This is a genomic window from Photobacterium sanguinicancri (genome assembly GCF_002265265.1).
GTDB lineage: Bacteria > Pseudomonadota > Gammaproteobacteria > Enterobacterales > Vibrionaceae > Photobacterium > Photobacterium sanguinicancri.
The window spans coordinates 1-14699 of sequence record NZ_NOIF01000131.1; the positions used below are offsets into that span (position 1 = coordinate 1).

At 44.4% G+C, this 14699-nt stretch carries 14 protein-coding genes and 1 riboswitch; of the genes, 12 read left to right on the forward strand and 2 right to left on the reverse strand.

Annotated elements, in window-relative coordinates; genetic code table 11:
* Positions 1-837 (reverse strand): TOTE conflict system archaeo-eukaryotic primase domain-containing protein (locus ASV53_RS17045; protein ID WP_439126492.1); only part of this gene is annotated, 837 nt, incomplete at its 3' end.
* A 375-nt stretch (positions 838-1212) separates the two neighbouring features.
* On the opposite strand from ASV53_RS17045, the gene ASV53_RS17050 reads away from it, so the two are divergent.
* The 7 genes from ASV53_RS17050 to ASV53_RS17080 all read left to right on the forward strand — a co-directional run bounded on the left by ASV53_RS17050 (position 1213) and on the right by ASV53_RS17080 (position 8954).
* Complete coding sequence (locus ASV53_RS17050) at positions 1213-2466, forward strand: anaerobic sulfatase maturase (protein WP_094957965.1); 1254 nt, start codon at positions 1213-1215, stop codon at positions 2464-2466.
* Between the two features lie 50 nt (positions 2467-2516).
* Positions 2517-4124, forward strand: a complete 1608-nt coding sequence (locus tag ASV53_RS17055; protein WP_094957966.1) for a sulfatase family protein — start codon at positions 2517-2519, stop codon at positions 4122-4124.
* 62 nt (positions 4125-4186) lie between these two features.
* A complete protein-coding gene (locus ASV53_RS17060; protein ID WP_094957967.1) occupies positions 4187-5668 on the forward strand; it encodes a DUF2264 domain-containing protein in 1482 nt (493 codons plus the stop codon).
* Positions 5669-5777: 109 nt separating this feature from the next.
* Positions 5778-6632 (forward strand): tagatose bisphosphate family class II aldolase, encoded by an 855-nt coding sequence (locus tag ASV53_RS17065; protein WP_062692407.1) that lies wholly within the window; start codon positions 5778-5780, stop codon positions 6630-6632.
* 120 nt (positions 6633-6752) lie between these two features.
* Positions 6753-7733, forward strand: a complete 981-nt coding sequence (locus tag ASV53_RS17070) for a sugar kinase (RefSeq protein WP_439126493.1) — start codon at positions 6753-6755, stop codon at positions 7731-7733.
* Positions 7723-8376: a bifunctional 4-hydroxy-2-oxoglutarate aldolase/2-dehydro-3-deoxy-phosphogluconate aldolase gene (locus tag ASV53_RS17075; RefSeq protein ID WP_094957968.1), complete on the forward strand. Its 654-nt coding sequence runs from the start codon at positions 7723-7725 to the stop codon at positions 8374-8376. Before ASV53_RS17070 ends, ASV53_RS17075 begins: the two co-directional genes overlap by 11 nt.
* 11 nt (positions 8377-8387) lie before the next feature.
* Positions 8388-8954 (forward strand): DJ-1/PfpI family protein, encoded by a 567-nt coding sequence (locus tag ASV53_RS17080; RefSeq protein ID WP_189337900.1) that lies wholly within the window; start codon positions 8388-8390, stop codon positions 8952-8954.
* A gap of 97 nt (positions 8955-9051) precedes the next feature.
* Here the strand turns inward: ASV53_RS17080 and ASV53_RS17085 are convergent, their stop codons facing one another.
* On the reverse strand, positions 9052-10737 hold the full coding sequence (locus ASV53_RS17085; RefSeq protein ID WP_094957973.1) for an SgrR family transcriptional regulator: 1686 nt from the start codon (positions 10735-10737) through the stop codon (positions 9052-9054).
* 63 nt (positions 10738-10800) lie between these two features.
* On the opposite strand from ASV53_RS17085, the gene ASV53_RS25525 reads away from it, so the two are divergent.
* The 5 genes from ASV53_RS25525 to ASV53_RS25530 all read left to right on the forward strand — a co-directional run bounded on the left by ASV53_RS25525 (position 10801) and on the right by ASV53_RS25530 (position 14639).
* Positions 10801-10959: a hypothetical protein gene (locus tag ASV53_RS25525; RefSeq protein WP_189337903.1), complete on the forward strand. Its 159-nt coding sequence runs from the start codon at positions 10801-10803 to the stop codon at positions 10957-10959.
* Positions 10960-11322: 363 nt separating this feature from the next.
* Positions 11323-11793, forward strand: coding sequence for a hypothetical protein (locus ASV53_RS17090; protein ID WP_239928834.1), 471 nt, complete (start codon positions 11323-11325; stop codon positions 11791-11793).
* A 253-nt stretch (positions 11794-12046) separates the two neighbouring features.
* Positions 12047-12146: riboswitch (TPP riboswitch) on the forward strand.
* A 145-nt stretch (positions 12147-12291) separates the two neighbouring features.
* Positions 12292-13077 (forward strand): hydroxyethylthiazole kinase, encoded by a 786-nt coding sequence (gene thiM, locus ASV53_RS17095; protein WP_189337901.1) that lies wholly within the window; start codon positions 12292-12294, stop codon positions 13075-13077.
* A gap of 42 nt (positions 13078-13119) precedes the next feature.
* On the forward strand, positions 13120-13725 hold the full coding sequence (gene thiE, locus ASV53_RS17100; protein WP_094957970.1) for a thiamine phosphate synthase: 606 nt from the start codon (positions 13120-13122) through the stop codon (positions 13723-13725).
* Positions 13726-14492: 767 nt separating this feature from the next.
* Positions 14493-14639 carry a hypothetical protein gene (locus ASV53_RS25530; protein WP_189337902.1) on the forward strand — a complete coding sequence of 49 codons (147 nt, stop codon included), beginning with the start codon at positions 14493-14495 and terminating at the stop codon, positions 14637-14639.
* Positions 14640-14699: the final 60 nt, after the last annotated feature.

Below are 14699 nucleotides of genomic sequence, written 5' to 3' on the forward strand. Positions count from 1 at the left end.
ACTTAATACATTAAGAACTGGAGTAGAGTCCCATTGATTCAGTATATCATCTAAGCTTAGTTCTTTTTCAACGACAATACTTTTGATTCGGATATCTCTAGAGCCATACGCATCATATTTTTTAAAAAATCGGCTAAGTATTTTTTCTAGCTCATGTATAGATATTGTTTGAGTTTCTTCTAGAATATTTAGGTTATCCTCAAGAACATCATCAGTTAGCTCATTGATTACTTTGCATTGGAAAAGACAATCACTACTGACCACATATGAGTATGCGCCAGATTTTTTATGGTGTGAGAGAGGGATTTTTACTCCAAGCCCTACACCAGAAGAAGGTTTAGAGGATTTGGGAAATTTGTCTATACCAATCAATGATTGGTCGTAACTCAAATTAGCATCATCTAGAATTGACTCTAGGACTTCATAAGCCGTAGAGTAGTAGACATTTTCTGAAAAAATGATCCATACATGATATCCCCGATTACCCGAATATTCGACTAAGTAAGGGATACTCTTTAAAGATAGATAACTTATAAAACGATTTACAGCTGACAGAAGCTCTTCCTCTGCAAGCTGTCTCGATTCGGATCCTAAATGTTCTTTTAGAATATCGAAATCGTAGCATATCCATTTGACTGTAAAATCTAGTTGCTTTTGATATACAGCTATTGAACCTTTCTCTTGCAATGACTTCTCAATAAGCGATGCTGAGAGAAAACCATACTTTTTATGATAAACACCATCATCTTGCTGCTGTGCATAAAAGGGTTGATCACTAGAAAAAATCGTGTACAACTTTTGGGCAATCTGATCAGTCAAATTTAGGTGATCTGTCATAAATATTTTTCTTAGTGTTAGAGTTAAGCTTACATTATAACTCCATTTTTTTATGTCTGTCAGTGGGATAGAGGTGTCAAGTCAAGTTTATCTAACCCTGCCTTGCTGGTCAGTATGACCAACTCTTTCAAGAAAGCGCTGTTGTTCTAATTATTTAACTGCCTCTTGCTCGAATGTTACACCCCACAATGGACCTGCATACGACTTTCACTTCCTTCGCTTTACATCTTTCATTTTCGATTGATATCGATCTTTGGCTTTCCCCTTTCTTTCAGTTGCTTTTGAAATAGTGTTTATTGTGACTTTTGTCATTTTATTCTTACGATTTCTTTCGTAGTATTTTCAAACTCCTTCGATTCGAGATATGGAATTACGATGAAGCAAACACAGAACGCCCGTTTTCATATGATGGCAAAGCCTGCGAGTTATCGTTGTAACTTAAAGTGTGACTATTGCTTCTATCTAGAAAAAGAAACCATGCTCGATGGTGGTGAGGTTACACCTGCTGGCATGTCATCTGACCGTATGTCGGATGGGATGCTAAAGCGCTATGTGCGTGATTACATTCGATCGCAAGATGCCGATACCATCGACTTTGCGTGGCAAGGTGGTGAGCCAACACTGGCGGGATTGGCATTCTATGAATCGGTTGTGAAATACCAAGCGCAGTATGCCAACGGCAAAACCATTACCAACAGTTTTCAGACCAATGCGATTGCGATAAATCGGCAGTGGGCGGCATTTTTTAAGCAGCACAACTTTTTGATTGGGGTATCGATTGATGGTGTAGCCGAGGTGCACGATCAGTATCGTATTTCGGTAAACGGAAAACCAACCTTTGCGCGTGTTAAGCAAGCGATTGATTTACTCAAAGAGTATCAGGTTGAGTTCAATACCCTCACGGTGATTAACGATAAGAACTGGCACCGTGGTAAAGAAACCTATCTCGCGCTAAAACAATTAGGCGCGCAGTTCATGCAATTTATTCCCATTGTTGAAGTTGAGCCTAGTTGCCAAAGCGCAGCCAGCGGCCATTACACCCTAAATTCAGAAGCAAAATTAGCCCACTTTTCTGTGCCTGCTAAAGGCTATGGCCAGTTTATGACGGATGTATTCGATGAGTGGGTGAAAGAGGATGTCGGTACTGTGTTTGTCCGCATGTTCGATAGCATTCTCGCCACTTGGATGGGTTACCCAGCCTCTGTGTGTGTGCAATCCAAAGAGTGTGGTCAAGCCATGATCTTGGAAGCCAATGGCGACATGTATTCTTGTGACCATTACGTTTATCCCGCCAATAAATTGGGCAATATCGCAACCACTAACATCGCCTCGCTAGCGACCAGCAAACAGCAACTGCGATTTGGCAAAGCCAAGCAGACCAAATTGACCGATAAATGCCAGCAATGTGAAGTCCATGCATTGTGTTATGGCGGTTGCCCTAAACACCGTATTACGCCCATTCAAGGCGAGAAACATAAGCAGAATTATCTGTGCGCTTCTTATCAACGCATTTTCCATCATACAGCGCCAGCCATGCACTTAATGACTCAAGAAATTCAGCGTGGTGGTGTTGCCGCAAGCGTAATGGCGACCCTCAAGAATTTAAAGCATAGCGAACAACCTCGTTAGTTTTACTCGGTTTCAAATCAACAGTTAACCCTCAAATAAAGGAGTAGAGAATGAATCTGTTACTGCCGAAAAAAACCATACTTGCTGGTTTTGTTGCGGCTGCTTGTGCTGTTACCCCGACCCTGAGTCAGGCGGCAGAAAAAGTGGAACAACCCAATGTGTTATTGATTGTGATGGATGATCTTGGGTCTGCGCAATTGGACTTTGCCCTAGATAATATCAATAAAGATGAATTGGTTAAGCGTCCGGTACCCGCACGTTACGACGGCGATTTTGACCAGCTTTATGATGCGGCGAAGCGCTCGATGCCAAACATCACCCAGCTAGCCAATGAAGGCGTGCGGATGACGAATGCCTACGTTGCAACCCCTGTTTGTGGCCCTTCTCGCGCAGGTATGATGACAGGCCGTTTCCCTCATAGCTTTGGTACTTACAGTAATGATGATGCCAAACTGGGGATCCCGCTTGATATCAAATTGCTGCCTGCATTAATGAACGACAACGGCTACGCAACGGCCAATATTGGTAAGTACCACAACGCCAAAGTTCGCAAAGAGTTCATTCCTAAAGATGAACAAAGTCGTGATTACCACGATAATCAAATCTCGCTTGCTGAACCAGGCTACGGCCCTGAAGAGCGTGGCTTTGATTACTCCTACAGCTACTATGTGTCAGGTGCCGCGCTATATAACTCACCGACCGTATTCCGTAATGGAAAGAGTGCGCCAGCGCCAGGTTACCTCACCTATAACCTGACCAATGAGGCGATCCAGTTTATTGAAAAGGCAGAGCAAGACGACCAGCCTTTCTTCATCAACTTAGCTTACAGCGTGCCACATATTCCGCTAGAACAGCCTGCACCTGCGAAGTTCATGGAACGCTTTAATACCGGTAATCTTGAAGTCGATAAGTACTATGCCCACGTGAATGCGTCCGATGAAGGAATCGGTAAAATTATCGATAAATTGAAAGAAATGGGTGAGTACGAGAACACCCTGATCTTCTTCCTTTCAGATAACGGTGCCGTGCATGAATCACCTATGCCAATGAACGGCATGGATCGCGCATTTAAAGGCCAGCGTTACCGTGGCGGGGTGCATGTTCCGTTTATTGCCCATTGGAAAGGACACTTTCCTGAAGGTAAAGCAGATAATACGATGATTTCTGCGATGGATATTCTGCCAACCGCACTGGCTGCTGCTGGCATTAAGATCCCGACAGAAATGAAAGTGGACGGTAAAGACATTATGCCCTTACTAAAAGGCAAGGCTGAGCAACCGCACCCTTACTTGTACTGGGCGGGTCCACGCGCACTTCACTACGATTCAAGCAATGCTGATTTTTGGAGTAACTACTGGAAATGGATCACTTACGAAACCAATGAATTCATTCCAAGCCCTTACATTGAAAAGCATTCGAAAGGGGAGTGGGCGATTAAGGATCAGAACTGGTCTTTGCATTATTACGATGATGGCAAAGGTGAGTACGAGCTTTACAACTATGCCAAAGATCCTGCTGAGTCGAAAAACCTCGCCAAGCAATACCCAGAAAAAGTGAAAGAGCTGAAAATGGCTTTTTACGATTGGATTAAAACCAAGCCAGCACCAATCGCTTGGGGACAAGATCGCTACCAAATCCTGACTGATTCTGCCAAGTAACGTGTAATTAGGCCTCTTCGGAGGCCTTTCTTTATCTGCTTCCACCTGCAAAGAGACATCCCATGCCTAAGACTATTGCTGCGACGCCGCGGCCAACCATCCCCTATGAACACCCTGATGCGGCCATGTATTTCAAGCTATTTAAGGAAAACATCGTGCGCTTGCGTCATCGCAAGTCGGCCTATCAGCAGCATGATGAAACCATTCGTAAGTTGTTCAGTAACGATGGCGCGTCACTGAAAGCGCAATGCGAAGCCTTGGTGGCTTATACCGCGGAAGCCTTTGAACATTATGCAGTATGGGATTATACCCACGCCTATTACCCCGGTCGGCCGAGCCAACAGACCGCGCGTACTGATGCTATCGAAGGCGTTAGCCGCGTGCTTCCAACCTTGGCGACTTGGCTTCATAGCCAAGAGGGCGAGTACACGCCTTTACAAGGTTTAAATGGTAAGTCGATTGATGTGGTAAACATTATCCGCACAGCATTGCTAGCAGGGACGGATCCGAGTCATAAAGGCTACTGGGGAAAATTGCACGACTATGATCAGCGAATTTGTGAAAGTGCTGATTTGGCGTTAACCCTTTGGTTGACCAAAGCGCATATTTGGCAGCAACTGGATACCCAACAACAACAGCAAATAGCCGCGTGGTTTGAACAAATTCCGCCGCTTAAAACATTGGATAACAACTGGCAGCTTTTCACCTTAACCGTGAGTTTCGTGTTGAAAGACCTAACCGGGAAAGAGTGGGTTGATCATAGTAAATATCAAAGAATAAAAGAGTTTTATGTCGGTGATGGCTGGTTCCGTGATGGCGCGAATGGCAATTACGACTATTACAATGTGTGGGGCTTTTTCTATTCTCTGTACTGGATCGATCAGATTGATCCTGACTACGACGCGACCTTTATTCACCAAGCCATGAGTGATTTTGTGGCGGGTTATCGGTACTTCTTTACTCCCCAAGGTTTGCCCTTGTTTGGCCGTAGTGCCTGCTATCGCTTGTCTGCTGCTGTGCCCTTGTTGGCCGCTGTCGATCAACAATCGAGTGCGATAGAGATAGGTGAAGCGAAACGTGCTTTTCGCACGAATCTTCAATACTTCATTGCGAATGGCGCGCTTAAATCAGGCGCACCAACGCAAGGGGTTTTCGAGGATGATAGCCGCTTAGTTGACAATTATAGCGGCCCAGCCAGTAGTTTTTGGTCTTTGCGCGCGTTGAACATTGCGCTTTATGTTGGGGGGCGTACTGGCTTGTGGCAAGCACAAGAGCTGCCATTAGAGATAGAAAAAGGCGATTTTGACTTTCAAATCCCTGCCATTGACGCACATGTTATCGGGACTTTCAAAACGAAAGAGGTGACGGTTTTGTTTTTGAGCGACTATACCCAAGAGCAGACGCCGTTATCTCGCCGATTATTACGACAAAACCTGGCTGACAAGGCATTAGAAGTGGTGAGTGGTAGGGCGTTAAGGCCTAAAAATAACCTTTTACGTAAAGGCATTACCTGTTACACATCGAAAATGTCGCATTTCTTTTAGTTTCGTAAGTTTTCACTTTGAAAGTGTAGTGTGATCTTGATCTATTTACTTTCTTTCTTTTTCGAATAAGATTAAAGCGAAAGTTAACGAAGGTCTTTAGGGGTTTTATATGTTTTTGGTTTCATCGCGTGAAATGCTTCACAAAGCGCAGTTAGGTGGCTATGCCGTCCCTGCATTCAATATTCACAATCTAGAGACGGTACAGGTTGTTGTCGAAACAGCAGCAGAGATGCGCTCACCTGTTATCTTGGCGGGTACGCCGGGTACCTTTTCTTATGCGGGTACCGACTACTTAGTTGGGATTTGCAAAGAAGCGGCCAAACGTTATGAAATGCCCATTGCTTTACACCTCGATCATCACGAATCGTATACCGATATTCGCCAAAAAATTGAAGCGGGTATTAAGTCAGCCATGATTGATGGTTCACACTTACCTTTCGAAGAGAATATTGAACTGGTAAAAAAAGTGGTGGCGTTCTGTCACCGTTGGGACTGCTCGGTTGAAGCTGAGTTAGGTCGCTTAGGTGGTCAGGAAGACGATCTGATTGTCGAGAGCAAAGATGCGCTGTTTACCGATCCTGATAACGCCATTGAGTTTATCGAAAAAACGGGCATTGATTCGTTAGCGATTGCCATTGGTACTGCGCATGGCATGTACAAAGAAGAGCCTAACCTCGATTTTGATCGCCTTGGCATTATTCGCAGTAAAACCGATGTGCCTTTGGTCTTGCATGGCGCATCAGGTGTGCCAGATCAAGACGTTCGCCGTTGTATTGAATTGGGTATCACCAAGGTTAATGTGGCGACTGAATTGAAAATTGCCTTCTCTGACGCCGTAAAACAGTACTTCCTTGATAATCCATCAGCTAACGATCCTCGTCATTACATCGTGCCGGGTAAAGCCGCAATGAAACAAGTGGTGATCGACAAAATTCGCGTATGTGGTAGCGAAGGAAAACTCTAATACCTGCATAACTCTGACAATTTACAAAACATTATCTTAATGCTCCTGGCTATGAATATTGGTGTTCCCCCATCGCTAATACCATAGCCCTTTTTTTAATCTGATTCGTTAGGTCAATAAATGATGAAGATGCGACAACCCACTTCCCAAAAGAAAGTTGCCATTATCGGCGAATGCATGATTGAACTCAGTGGAAAGCCTTTTGAGCAACAAATGCAAAGCTATGGTGGTGATACGCTCAATACTGCCGTTTATCTTTCCCGTCTTTGCTCTGGGCTAACACCTTATTACGTCACAGGCTTAGGTTGTGATAGCTACAGCCAAAACATGCGAGCTATGTGGCAGCAAGAAGGCATTGATACTTCTCTGGTGCTGACGACGGAAGGCAAGCTGCCGGGGCTTTATGCCATTCAAATTGATGATTTTGGCGAGCGTAGTTTTCATTACTGGCGTAACGATTCTGCCGCGCGATATTTGTGCGAGCACAATGGCTTTTTTGCTGTCGTTGAGCAGCTTAAAACCATGGACCTTATTTATTTGTCGGGTATATCACTAGCGATTTTACCTGATGAAGGTAAAGCGGCATTGCTACATGCTTTGGCTTCGTTAAAACAACATAACGTGAAAATTGCCGTGGACTCGAATTATCGTCCGCGTTTATGGCCGAATGCCAGCGAAGCACGTAAGTGGCTAGACCTACTTTATCAACTTAGCGATATCGCGCTGGTGACAGCTGATGATGAAGACTTACTGCTTGATCAAGACAATACGCCACCAGAGCTGATTGCCGATCGCCTCCACCGCTTGGGGATTGATCAAGTTGTGGTGAAGTTGGGTGCTGACGGTGCGATGTGGTCTTGTCACCAACAACAAGGCGTTGTGGCGGGTCAGAAAGTTGACCTAGTTGTTGATACAACAGCGGCAGGTGATTCCTTTAATGGCGCTTATTTAGCGGCGTGGTGTCATGGCATGTCTATGGCGGAATCGTGTTATTGGGGCAATGCATTAGCCGCCCAAGTGATTCAATGCAAAGGCGCGATTGTGCCAACTAACCAAATTAATCATATAACGACAGCGATGAGTGAAGTAAATGAAAACTAATACATGGATAGATGCGTTACGTGCGCTGCGTGTGATGCCGGTTATTCAAATCGAAGATGCGAAAGATGCAGTACCTTTGGCGAAAGTGCTGGTGGAAAATGGCTTACCTGCGGCTGAAATTACATTTCGTACCGACGCGGCGGCAGAGGCGATAGCCCAAATTCGCGCAGCTTACCCTGAGATCACCTTGTGCGCTGGCACGATATTAACGGGCGAACAGGCAGACGCGGCAATGGCAGCGGGCGCTGATTTTGTGGTGAGTCCTGGCTTTAATCCCACGACTGTTAAGTATTGTCTAGAAAAGGGCATCAAAATTATTCCTGGCGTTAATAATCCGAGCCAAGTGGAACAGGCCTTGGAGATGGGTATTCAAGCCATGAAGTTTTTCCCTGCCGAAGCATCGGGTGGGATCAGCATGCTGAAATCGCTAACTGGCCCGTACGGTAATATCCAGTTAATGCCGACAGGTGGTGTTAAGCCTGCCAATTTAATGGAGTACTTGGCCATTCCCCAAGTCTTTACGTGTGGTGGAACTTGGATAGCGCCAACCGCAGCCATTCGTGCCAATGATTGGCCGACGATTGCAAAAAATGTGCGTGAAACGTGCGAGCTGCTCGGTCTAAACCAGAGCCAAAGCGAATAGGAGCGAACAAGATGGAAAAACAAGTAGCGGTACTGTTGGCCGACGGCTTTGAAGAAGGTGAAGCGGTTGTTTTTATCGACATTATGCGTCGTTTAGATATCAAAGTGGATGTGCTGTCGTGCATGGAAACCACCACGCTGCAAAGTTACTTTGAAACACGGATCAGTGCCGATGACACATTAGCCAATAAATGCCATCAAACTTACGATGCCGTAATGATGCCAGGCGGCCCGAAAGGAACCGACAACTTATCGGCTAACCCTATGGTGGTTGAGTTTTTGCAACAGCATATTGAGGCCGACAAATACATCTGCGCCTTATGCTCATCAAGTGCTAAAGTGTTAGCGGCGAATAACTTGTTACAAGGGCGCAATTACACCACAGGTGGCGGCCTTGAGAAGAAGTTTGCTGATGGCAATTTTGTCGATCAAAAAGTGGTGATCGACGGCAAATTTATCAGTGGTAAAGGCTTAGGTGTTAGTTTCGAATTTGCTTTCACCGTGGCAAAAGCACTGCTCACCGACGATCCTCAAAAAGTTGATTGGCAAGCGAGCCATATTTACTTTGAGCACTGGTAAATACGATTAGATCTGTCAGCAGAACTGACGGGAGAGAAATAAGATCAAAGAGGTATATGAAAATATACCTCTTTTCTTTTTTAAACGGCTAACAGCGTTAATCCTCAAACCACAACTTTCTCAGCGACACCGTGCCTGCGCTGTCAGTGTCAGCACCTTGTAGTGATTTATCAAAGTTATAGCTGAGTGAGTCTCGCCATAAAGGGAAGAAGACGCCATGTTGAATGAGCCAATCTTCACAACGATGGAGTTGATCTAAGTAATTGGTTTCACTACTGCTGGTGAGTAAGAGCTTATCGACAATATTCAAAAAGACCGCTTGTTGTTGGGGCGATAAGCAGTACTTAAATACTGAGCTACAAATGAGCCACTTGTAGTAACCAAACATGTCGTCATCGGAAAATACATAGCCACCAATAGCCATGTCGTATTGGCTATGTTGGGATTCGTCGTCAGAAAATACCTCAATGTTAGCCCCTTTGCTTTCCAGATATTGAAGCAATTGGATGCGGTATTTATTGGAGTGCGATGCCAACACCTTGAGTGTTTGCGTTGGTCGCTTCATCTCATGATGATACAGGTAGACGCCTTGGTGCTGGTGGTAACCAACGACAGAGTTGGCGACAGGCAAAATATCCTGAGTGACGTGATGACAAAACTCTCGCGCATGGTGAAAAATCCAAGCTTTTTCATCCATCGACAATGAGCTTTTGGTGGTGGGAAACGAAATGATATCGCAACCCGTTTGGAGTGCAACTTGGTCGCAAGCAGTGAAGCCATTGGATGAATAACCGTGATGGACAATATGACCTTGGACCTTCGCTTCTGTGGTATCGCTGGTCCAAAATTCAGCTTTATCGATGAAACCGCCACTTGAAAAATAGTCTGGGTTTTTAGCCAGTACCCATTGATGTTTATCGCATGACTCTAGCCTGAATGGCCCTGTGCCATAGGGAATATCGTTATCACTTATTTCGAGATAAATAGAAGAATGCATATCGGCGAGGATATGGAGAATGGCATGTTGCTGGTGAGTCATCGTTAAAATAACCCATGCGCCTTGCGTACGTATACTCTGAATATGTCGATAAAGATTTTGATAGGTATGAGACTTCGTCATTCTATCCGTTAGGCAAGTCGCAACGTGTTCTGCGGTAAGCTTTTCACCATTATGGAAAAGTACATCAGGGCGTAGACGAAGCCAAAGCTCGTTATCTCTAAATTCATAATAATGAGCTAAGTGTGGGCGGATACGTTTGGTGGTTACGTCATAGGTGAACAAGGTATCAAACATGGCATCAACATAGAGCCGTGAAGCTGCACGGTAAGCCCAGAGCGGATGGAAGCTGGGAATGGTATAAGGAACAAGCGTAATAAGGGTGTTCTTTGCTTTTAGGTTTTCTTGTGCTGCCGACAGCCAGTGCGGTAAGCGCTTACGAAAGGTTTCGCTAAATCCAAACACATCAGCATAGCGTGATGCTTCACTCAGTTGCCCTTTATGGCAGTACAGCTCAAGAATCTGCATTAAAGTAGCTTCAAAGCCAGTCAGGATAGTGATTTCGGATTTATTCCCACGTCCTCTTCCCGGTTGCCAAGAAAGCCAACCAATATTTGCCAGTGTTTTAACTAACTTAGCGACATTTCGATCAGAGCAGCTTAGTTGCTCAGACAGGGTAGGGATGTCTGTTTTGGTGGTTTGGTGTGGCTCATAATGCTCGCACAGCTGCTTGAGACGCTGCAGATGAACTTGATTAATAAAAGGTGAACTCTGGTTTCCTACCATATCATTATTACTTCCTGTTTTTTGACTAATAATAACCACAACAAAATGTGAGTACAGGAAAAAATGATGAATCCATTAAGTTATACCCTTCACACCTTGAATGCGCAGCAATTGTTAGTTGAACCAGAGATAAGAGAAACCACGGCCCATAAAAGCCACAATCGCATGGGCTTATACTTGGTGATCTTTGTGGTTGGTGTTTTATTGGGGCTGCTGTATTAGATCTTATGCCTGATCAGTAATCAAATTGGACTAAATCAAAGAAGGCCCTTTATTACTCCTTTGCTCATGATTGATTTCAGGCTTGGTTTGTTATCGAGCAAGAGGTAAACAGTTGACACCAAGCGGTAAAGACTCACACTGTGTTATAAAGTATCATTTTGAAGTGATAGCTAACTTTTTAAATGTAACAACCATATAGCGCAGGGTAGAGGTATGAATAACGTGGTGAACCACTGTAAAGTTTGTGTTCAGGCTGAGGCAAATTAAATGGCAAAGTTGTTGAAGATTTTGCTGACTCTTTGCGTGATAGGACTCTTGATATTTAGCTATTTCGGCTACCAGACATATCGAGCATTAACCTATATGAGAAACGATATGGGTTGGTTATGGATAAACAGCCAACTGATTAGCCCTGATACCACCGCGATGCAGAGCGCGCGTACACCGCATACTAAACAGTTGGTGTTTCGCCAAGTCGATGTGGATCGTCAATTGGTTATCTACCTGAACACCACTTACGACGGTGATTTTCTTTTTACCTTCATTAAGCAGACGCCATGCAGCGCTTTGTCGCCTTATCAAGGGATGCTGAGCGTGAACAATGAACCAAACCAACAGATCGTATTCGATTGTCATGAGCCGAACACGGTGGTTTACAGAATAGCGAAACGTAAGTTCAGTCAGCTGCACTTAACTACGCCTGATTTCGATTTTGATTTGGATCTTAAGCAGTGGAACCCTAAAGCACTCAAAAAAGATGACTTTATGCAGCACAATTATGAGTTTTTTCAGAAGCATACCAAAGAAAAGATTTATCCATGGAATAGGGATTAGGTAGCGGATATTGAGCGCTTGAAATTAAGCAGAGAAAAGCCCCGTTTCATGTTATGAGTGAAGCGGGGCTTTTTTATTAGCTATCTCAATAGACATTGAAGATCAGATTTTCGTGGATTATTTGAGGGAAGCGCGGGGCAGACTCGGGGCTGGCTCGGGGTAGCACAGCGCTAGGGAATACTGAGTACTCAGCGAAGACTAAAACATGATTTAGTTTTATCTGTTGTTCTTTCAATGAGCTTGTTACTATTCGAAAAGATAGTCGGGGGGCCGAAAGGCTGAGATCGCATGTTGCGAGACCCGTAGAACCTGATTCAGTTAATACTGTCGTAGGGAACTATATGTCTAGCGAATGATGGTTTGATTTATATTTATCAACATCCTTGGCTCGGCTGGACCAAGATATGCCAATCCAGCCCCAGCATTCATATCAGTTTCTTCCCTCAGGTTCTTCCTATCCGTTACCGCAATTGATAATGGCAATCGCTGAGGGAAAACATGAACACACAAACCATCATTAACGCTCTGCATGCAGTCCGTGAGCAGAAACCACTGGTTGTGAACCTGACCAACTATGTCGTAATGAACAATACTGCCAATGCGCTACTGGCCGTTGGTGCTTCGCCGATCATGGCACATTCTCGTGAAGAAATGGCGGAAATGATGTCTTTTGCTGGTGCTTTGGTCATTAATATCGGCACATTGGACAGCGAATGGGTGCCACGTATGGTGTTCGCTGTCGAGCAGGCAAATATTCATAATAAAACGATAGTGCTTGATCCTGTTGGCTGTGGTGCTAGCCGATTACGAACAGACACCTCACGCCAGATTGCCAAAGCAGCTAATAAGTTGATTATTCGAGGCAATGCTTCTGAAATCATTTCCTTGGCAGGTGAAAAAGGGCAAAACAAAGGCGTTGATGCGCTTGATAGCACGGAAGCGGCAGTGGATGCGGCGCGTTTCCTGAGCCGAGAATATCAATGCAATGTTGTTATTTCAGGTGAGATTGATTTTGTTGTCACCAATGAAGGACAGAGCCAGCTATGTAATGGTCATGCCATGATGCCTTATGTAACAGGAATGGGGTGTACTCTCAGTGCACTGACTGGTGCTTTTGCGGCTATCGGAGAAGAGACGGGATTAGCAGCCGCGGCGATACTTGGCGTAGCGGGCGAAATTGCAGCCGAACAGTCGAAAGGCCCAGGTAGCTTGCAGTGTAATTTGCTCGATACCCTGTATCAGCTTGATGAAGAAACATTAATCCAGCGTCTGAAGCTGGCTTAGTTTTGGAGGCTTAGTTTGGGAGGCTTAGTTTTGGAGGAAATAATGCGTTCGTGTCGTTTATATCTGGTGACTGATGATCTGCAAGATCTTGAAACCATGAAAACGGTGGTCAAAGAAGCCGTCATTGGCGGTGTGACTATGGTACAGGTTCGAGAAAAGCATGGTGATGTACGTACTTTTATTGAAAGAGCCTTAGCCGTTAAAACGATTTTGCAGGGGACTGGGGTCCCACTAATTATTAATGATCGTGTCGATGTGGCCTTGGCTGTAGATGCCGACGGTGTACATCTGGGCCAGTCAGATATGCCAGCTAATATCGCTCGTCAGCTGATTGGTAAAGACAAGATACTGGGACTGTCGGTTGAAAATGAACAGCAACTGCTTGAAGCCAAACATTTACCCATCGATTACATCGGGCTGAGCGCAATCTTTGCGACCCCGACGAAAACCAATATTCAAAAAGAGTGGGGCATTGACGGGCTGGCGAATGCCGTCGCGCAAAGCCCCTTACCTATAGTGGCAATCGGCGGGATTAATGCATCAAACCTTGATGCGGTTATAGCGACTGGTGTCGACAGTATTGCGCTGGTTTCGGCAATTTGTCATGCCGAATGCCCAAGAACCGCAGTGCGAAACTTGATTGGATAGCTAATACCCGCAGACTTTTTGAAAGGTCTGTGGGTATAAAACCAATGTAATTTGGTTATCAAATCTAGGGCGGCAGTGTTTCCAAGTGTTGTCGCTATTTCAGAGTCACACGCTAGAATCAAGATTTCCACTTTATCAACGACCACGCGTTCAACGTCATCCAAACTACCTCAGCCGCTAAGTGCTATGCCGTGCTCATCAATATTTTGATTTACATTGTTACGCTCGCAAACGGCACTTGCGAGAAAACTGATTTTGCATTCCAAGATAAAGAAATACATAGAGCACGACTGGTTATGCAACCCATACTCAATCGCCTCGCATCAACAATAATTTTTGCTCATAGCTTGCTGTATTAACCAACGGTCTAGTTTCACAGTATCGGTGTGTTTTGCCGGTATCTTCTTATAAAAAATAAAAATTATATCCAGTAAGTAGTTCATGTGTGTGGGTAAAATTATGATCACATACTGACTAGAGGTGCTCTGCATACAGAAATTGACTGATGAAGTTATTTTTCGGTGGATTCGCTGTGATAAAACAATCGGCGAACAGATCTCTGTACTCAGATTAATTCGGCACTATATTCAAAGATAATTCAATTTCTGTCTGGCATTCGACAGATTGCTCAATGACTGACAGCACTCTGAGGTAATTTTATTATTAGCTCAGCTCATACCAAAGTAATTTTTATCATTATACGTGAATTATATTCATGGGGTATGTTATCGGCTATCAACTAAACAGGAGTAATAAAGGAGCATCTAATGCCACAAAAGTTAGCTAATATGGTAATTGCATATTTAGCTTCTATCCAAGCTATCGCACTAGGAGCAAGGCATATCATCGATGTACGATGTTGGCATGAAAAACACAGTCTTTCTACAAAAGAAGGTGATAGTTATGTCAGGTGATTAGGGGTTAAATGGATTAAGTCTATTAATTACATATACAAAAAAGGCCGCTAAAAAGCG

What these genes read in the sequence shown, in the direction of transcription:
- ASV53_RS17070 (WP_439126493.1), top strand. Translation starts at nt 6,753, where the DNA reads ATGATGAAGATGCGACAACCCACTTCCCAAAAGAAAGTTGCCATTATC.
- ASV53_RS17085 (WP_094957973.1), bottom strand. Translation starts at nt 10,737, where the DNA reads ATGGTAGGAAACCAGAGTTCACCTTTTATTAATCAAGTTCATCTGCAG.
- thiM (WP_189337901.1), top strand. Translation starts at nt 12,292, where the DNA reads ATGAACACACAAACCATCATTAACGCTCTGCATGCAGTCCGTGAGCAG.
- ASV53_RS17055 (WP_094957966.1), top strand. Translation starts at nt 2,517, where the DNA reads ATGAATCTGTTACTGCCGAAAAAAACCATACTTGCTGGTTTTGTTGCG.
- ASV53_RS17060 (WP_094957967.1), top strand. Translation starts at nt 4,187, where the DNA reads ATGCCTAAGACTATTGCTGCGACGCCGCGGCCAACCATCCCCTATGAA.
- ASV53_RS25525 (WP_189337903.1), top strand. Translation starts at nt 10,801, where the DNA reads ATGATGAATCCATTAAGTTATACCCTTCACACCTTGAATGCGCAGCAA.
- ASV53_RS17065 (WP_062692407.1), top strand. Translation starts at nt 5,778, where the DNA reads ATGTTTTTGGTTTCATCGCGTGAAATGCTTCACAAAGCGCAGTTAGGT.
- thiE (WP_094957970.1), top strand. Translation starts at nt 13,120, where the DNA reads ATGCGTTCGTGTCGTTTATATCTGGTGACTGATGATCTGCAAGATCTT.
- ASV53_RS17080 (WP_189337900.1), top strand. Translation starts at nt 8,388, where the DNA reads ATGGAAAAACAAGTAGCGGTACTGTTGGCCGACGGCTTTGAAGAAGGT.
- ASV53_RS17050 (WP_094957965.1), top strand. Translation starts at nt 1,213, where the DNA reads ATGAAGCAAACACAGAACGCCCGTTTTCATATGATGGCAAAGCCTGCG.
- ASV53_RS17090 (WP_239928834.1), top strand. Translation starts at nt 11,323, where the DNA reads ATGAGAAACGATATGGGTTGGTTATGGATAAACAGCCAACTGATTAGC.
- ASV53_RS17075 (WP_094957968.1), top strand. Translation starts at nt 7,723, where the DNA reads ATGAAAACTAATACATGGATAGATGCGTTACGTGCGCTGCGTGTGATG.
- ASV53_RS25530 (WP_189337902.1), top strand. Translation starts at nt 14,493, where the DNA reads ATGCCACAAAAGTTAGCTAATATGGTAATTGCATATTTAGCTTCTATC.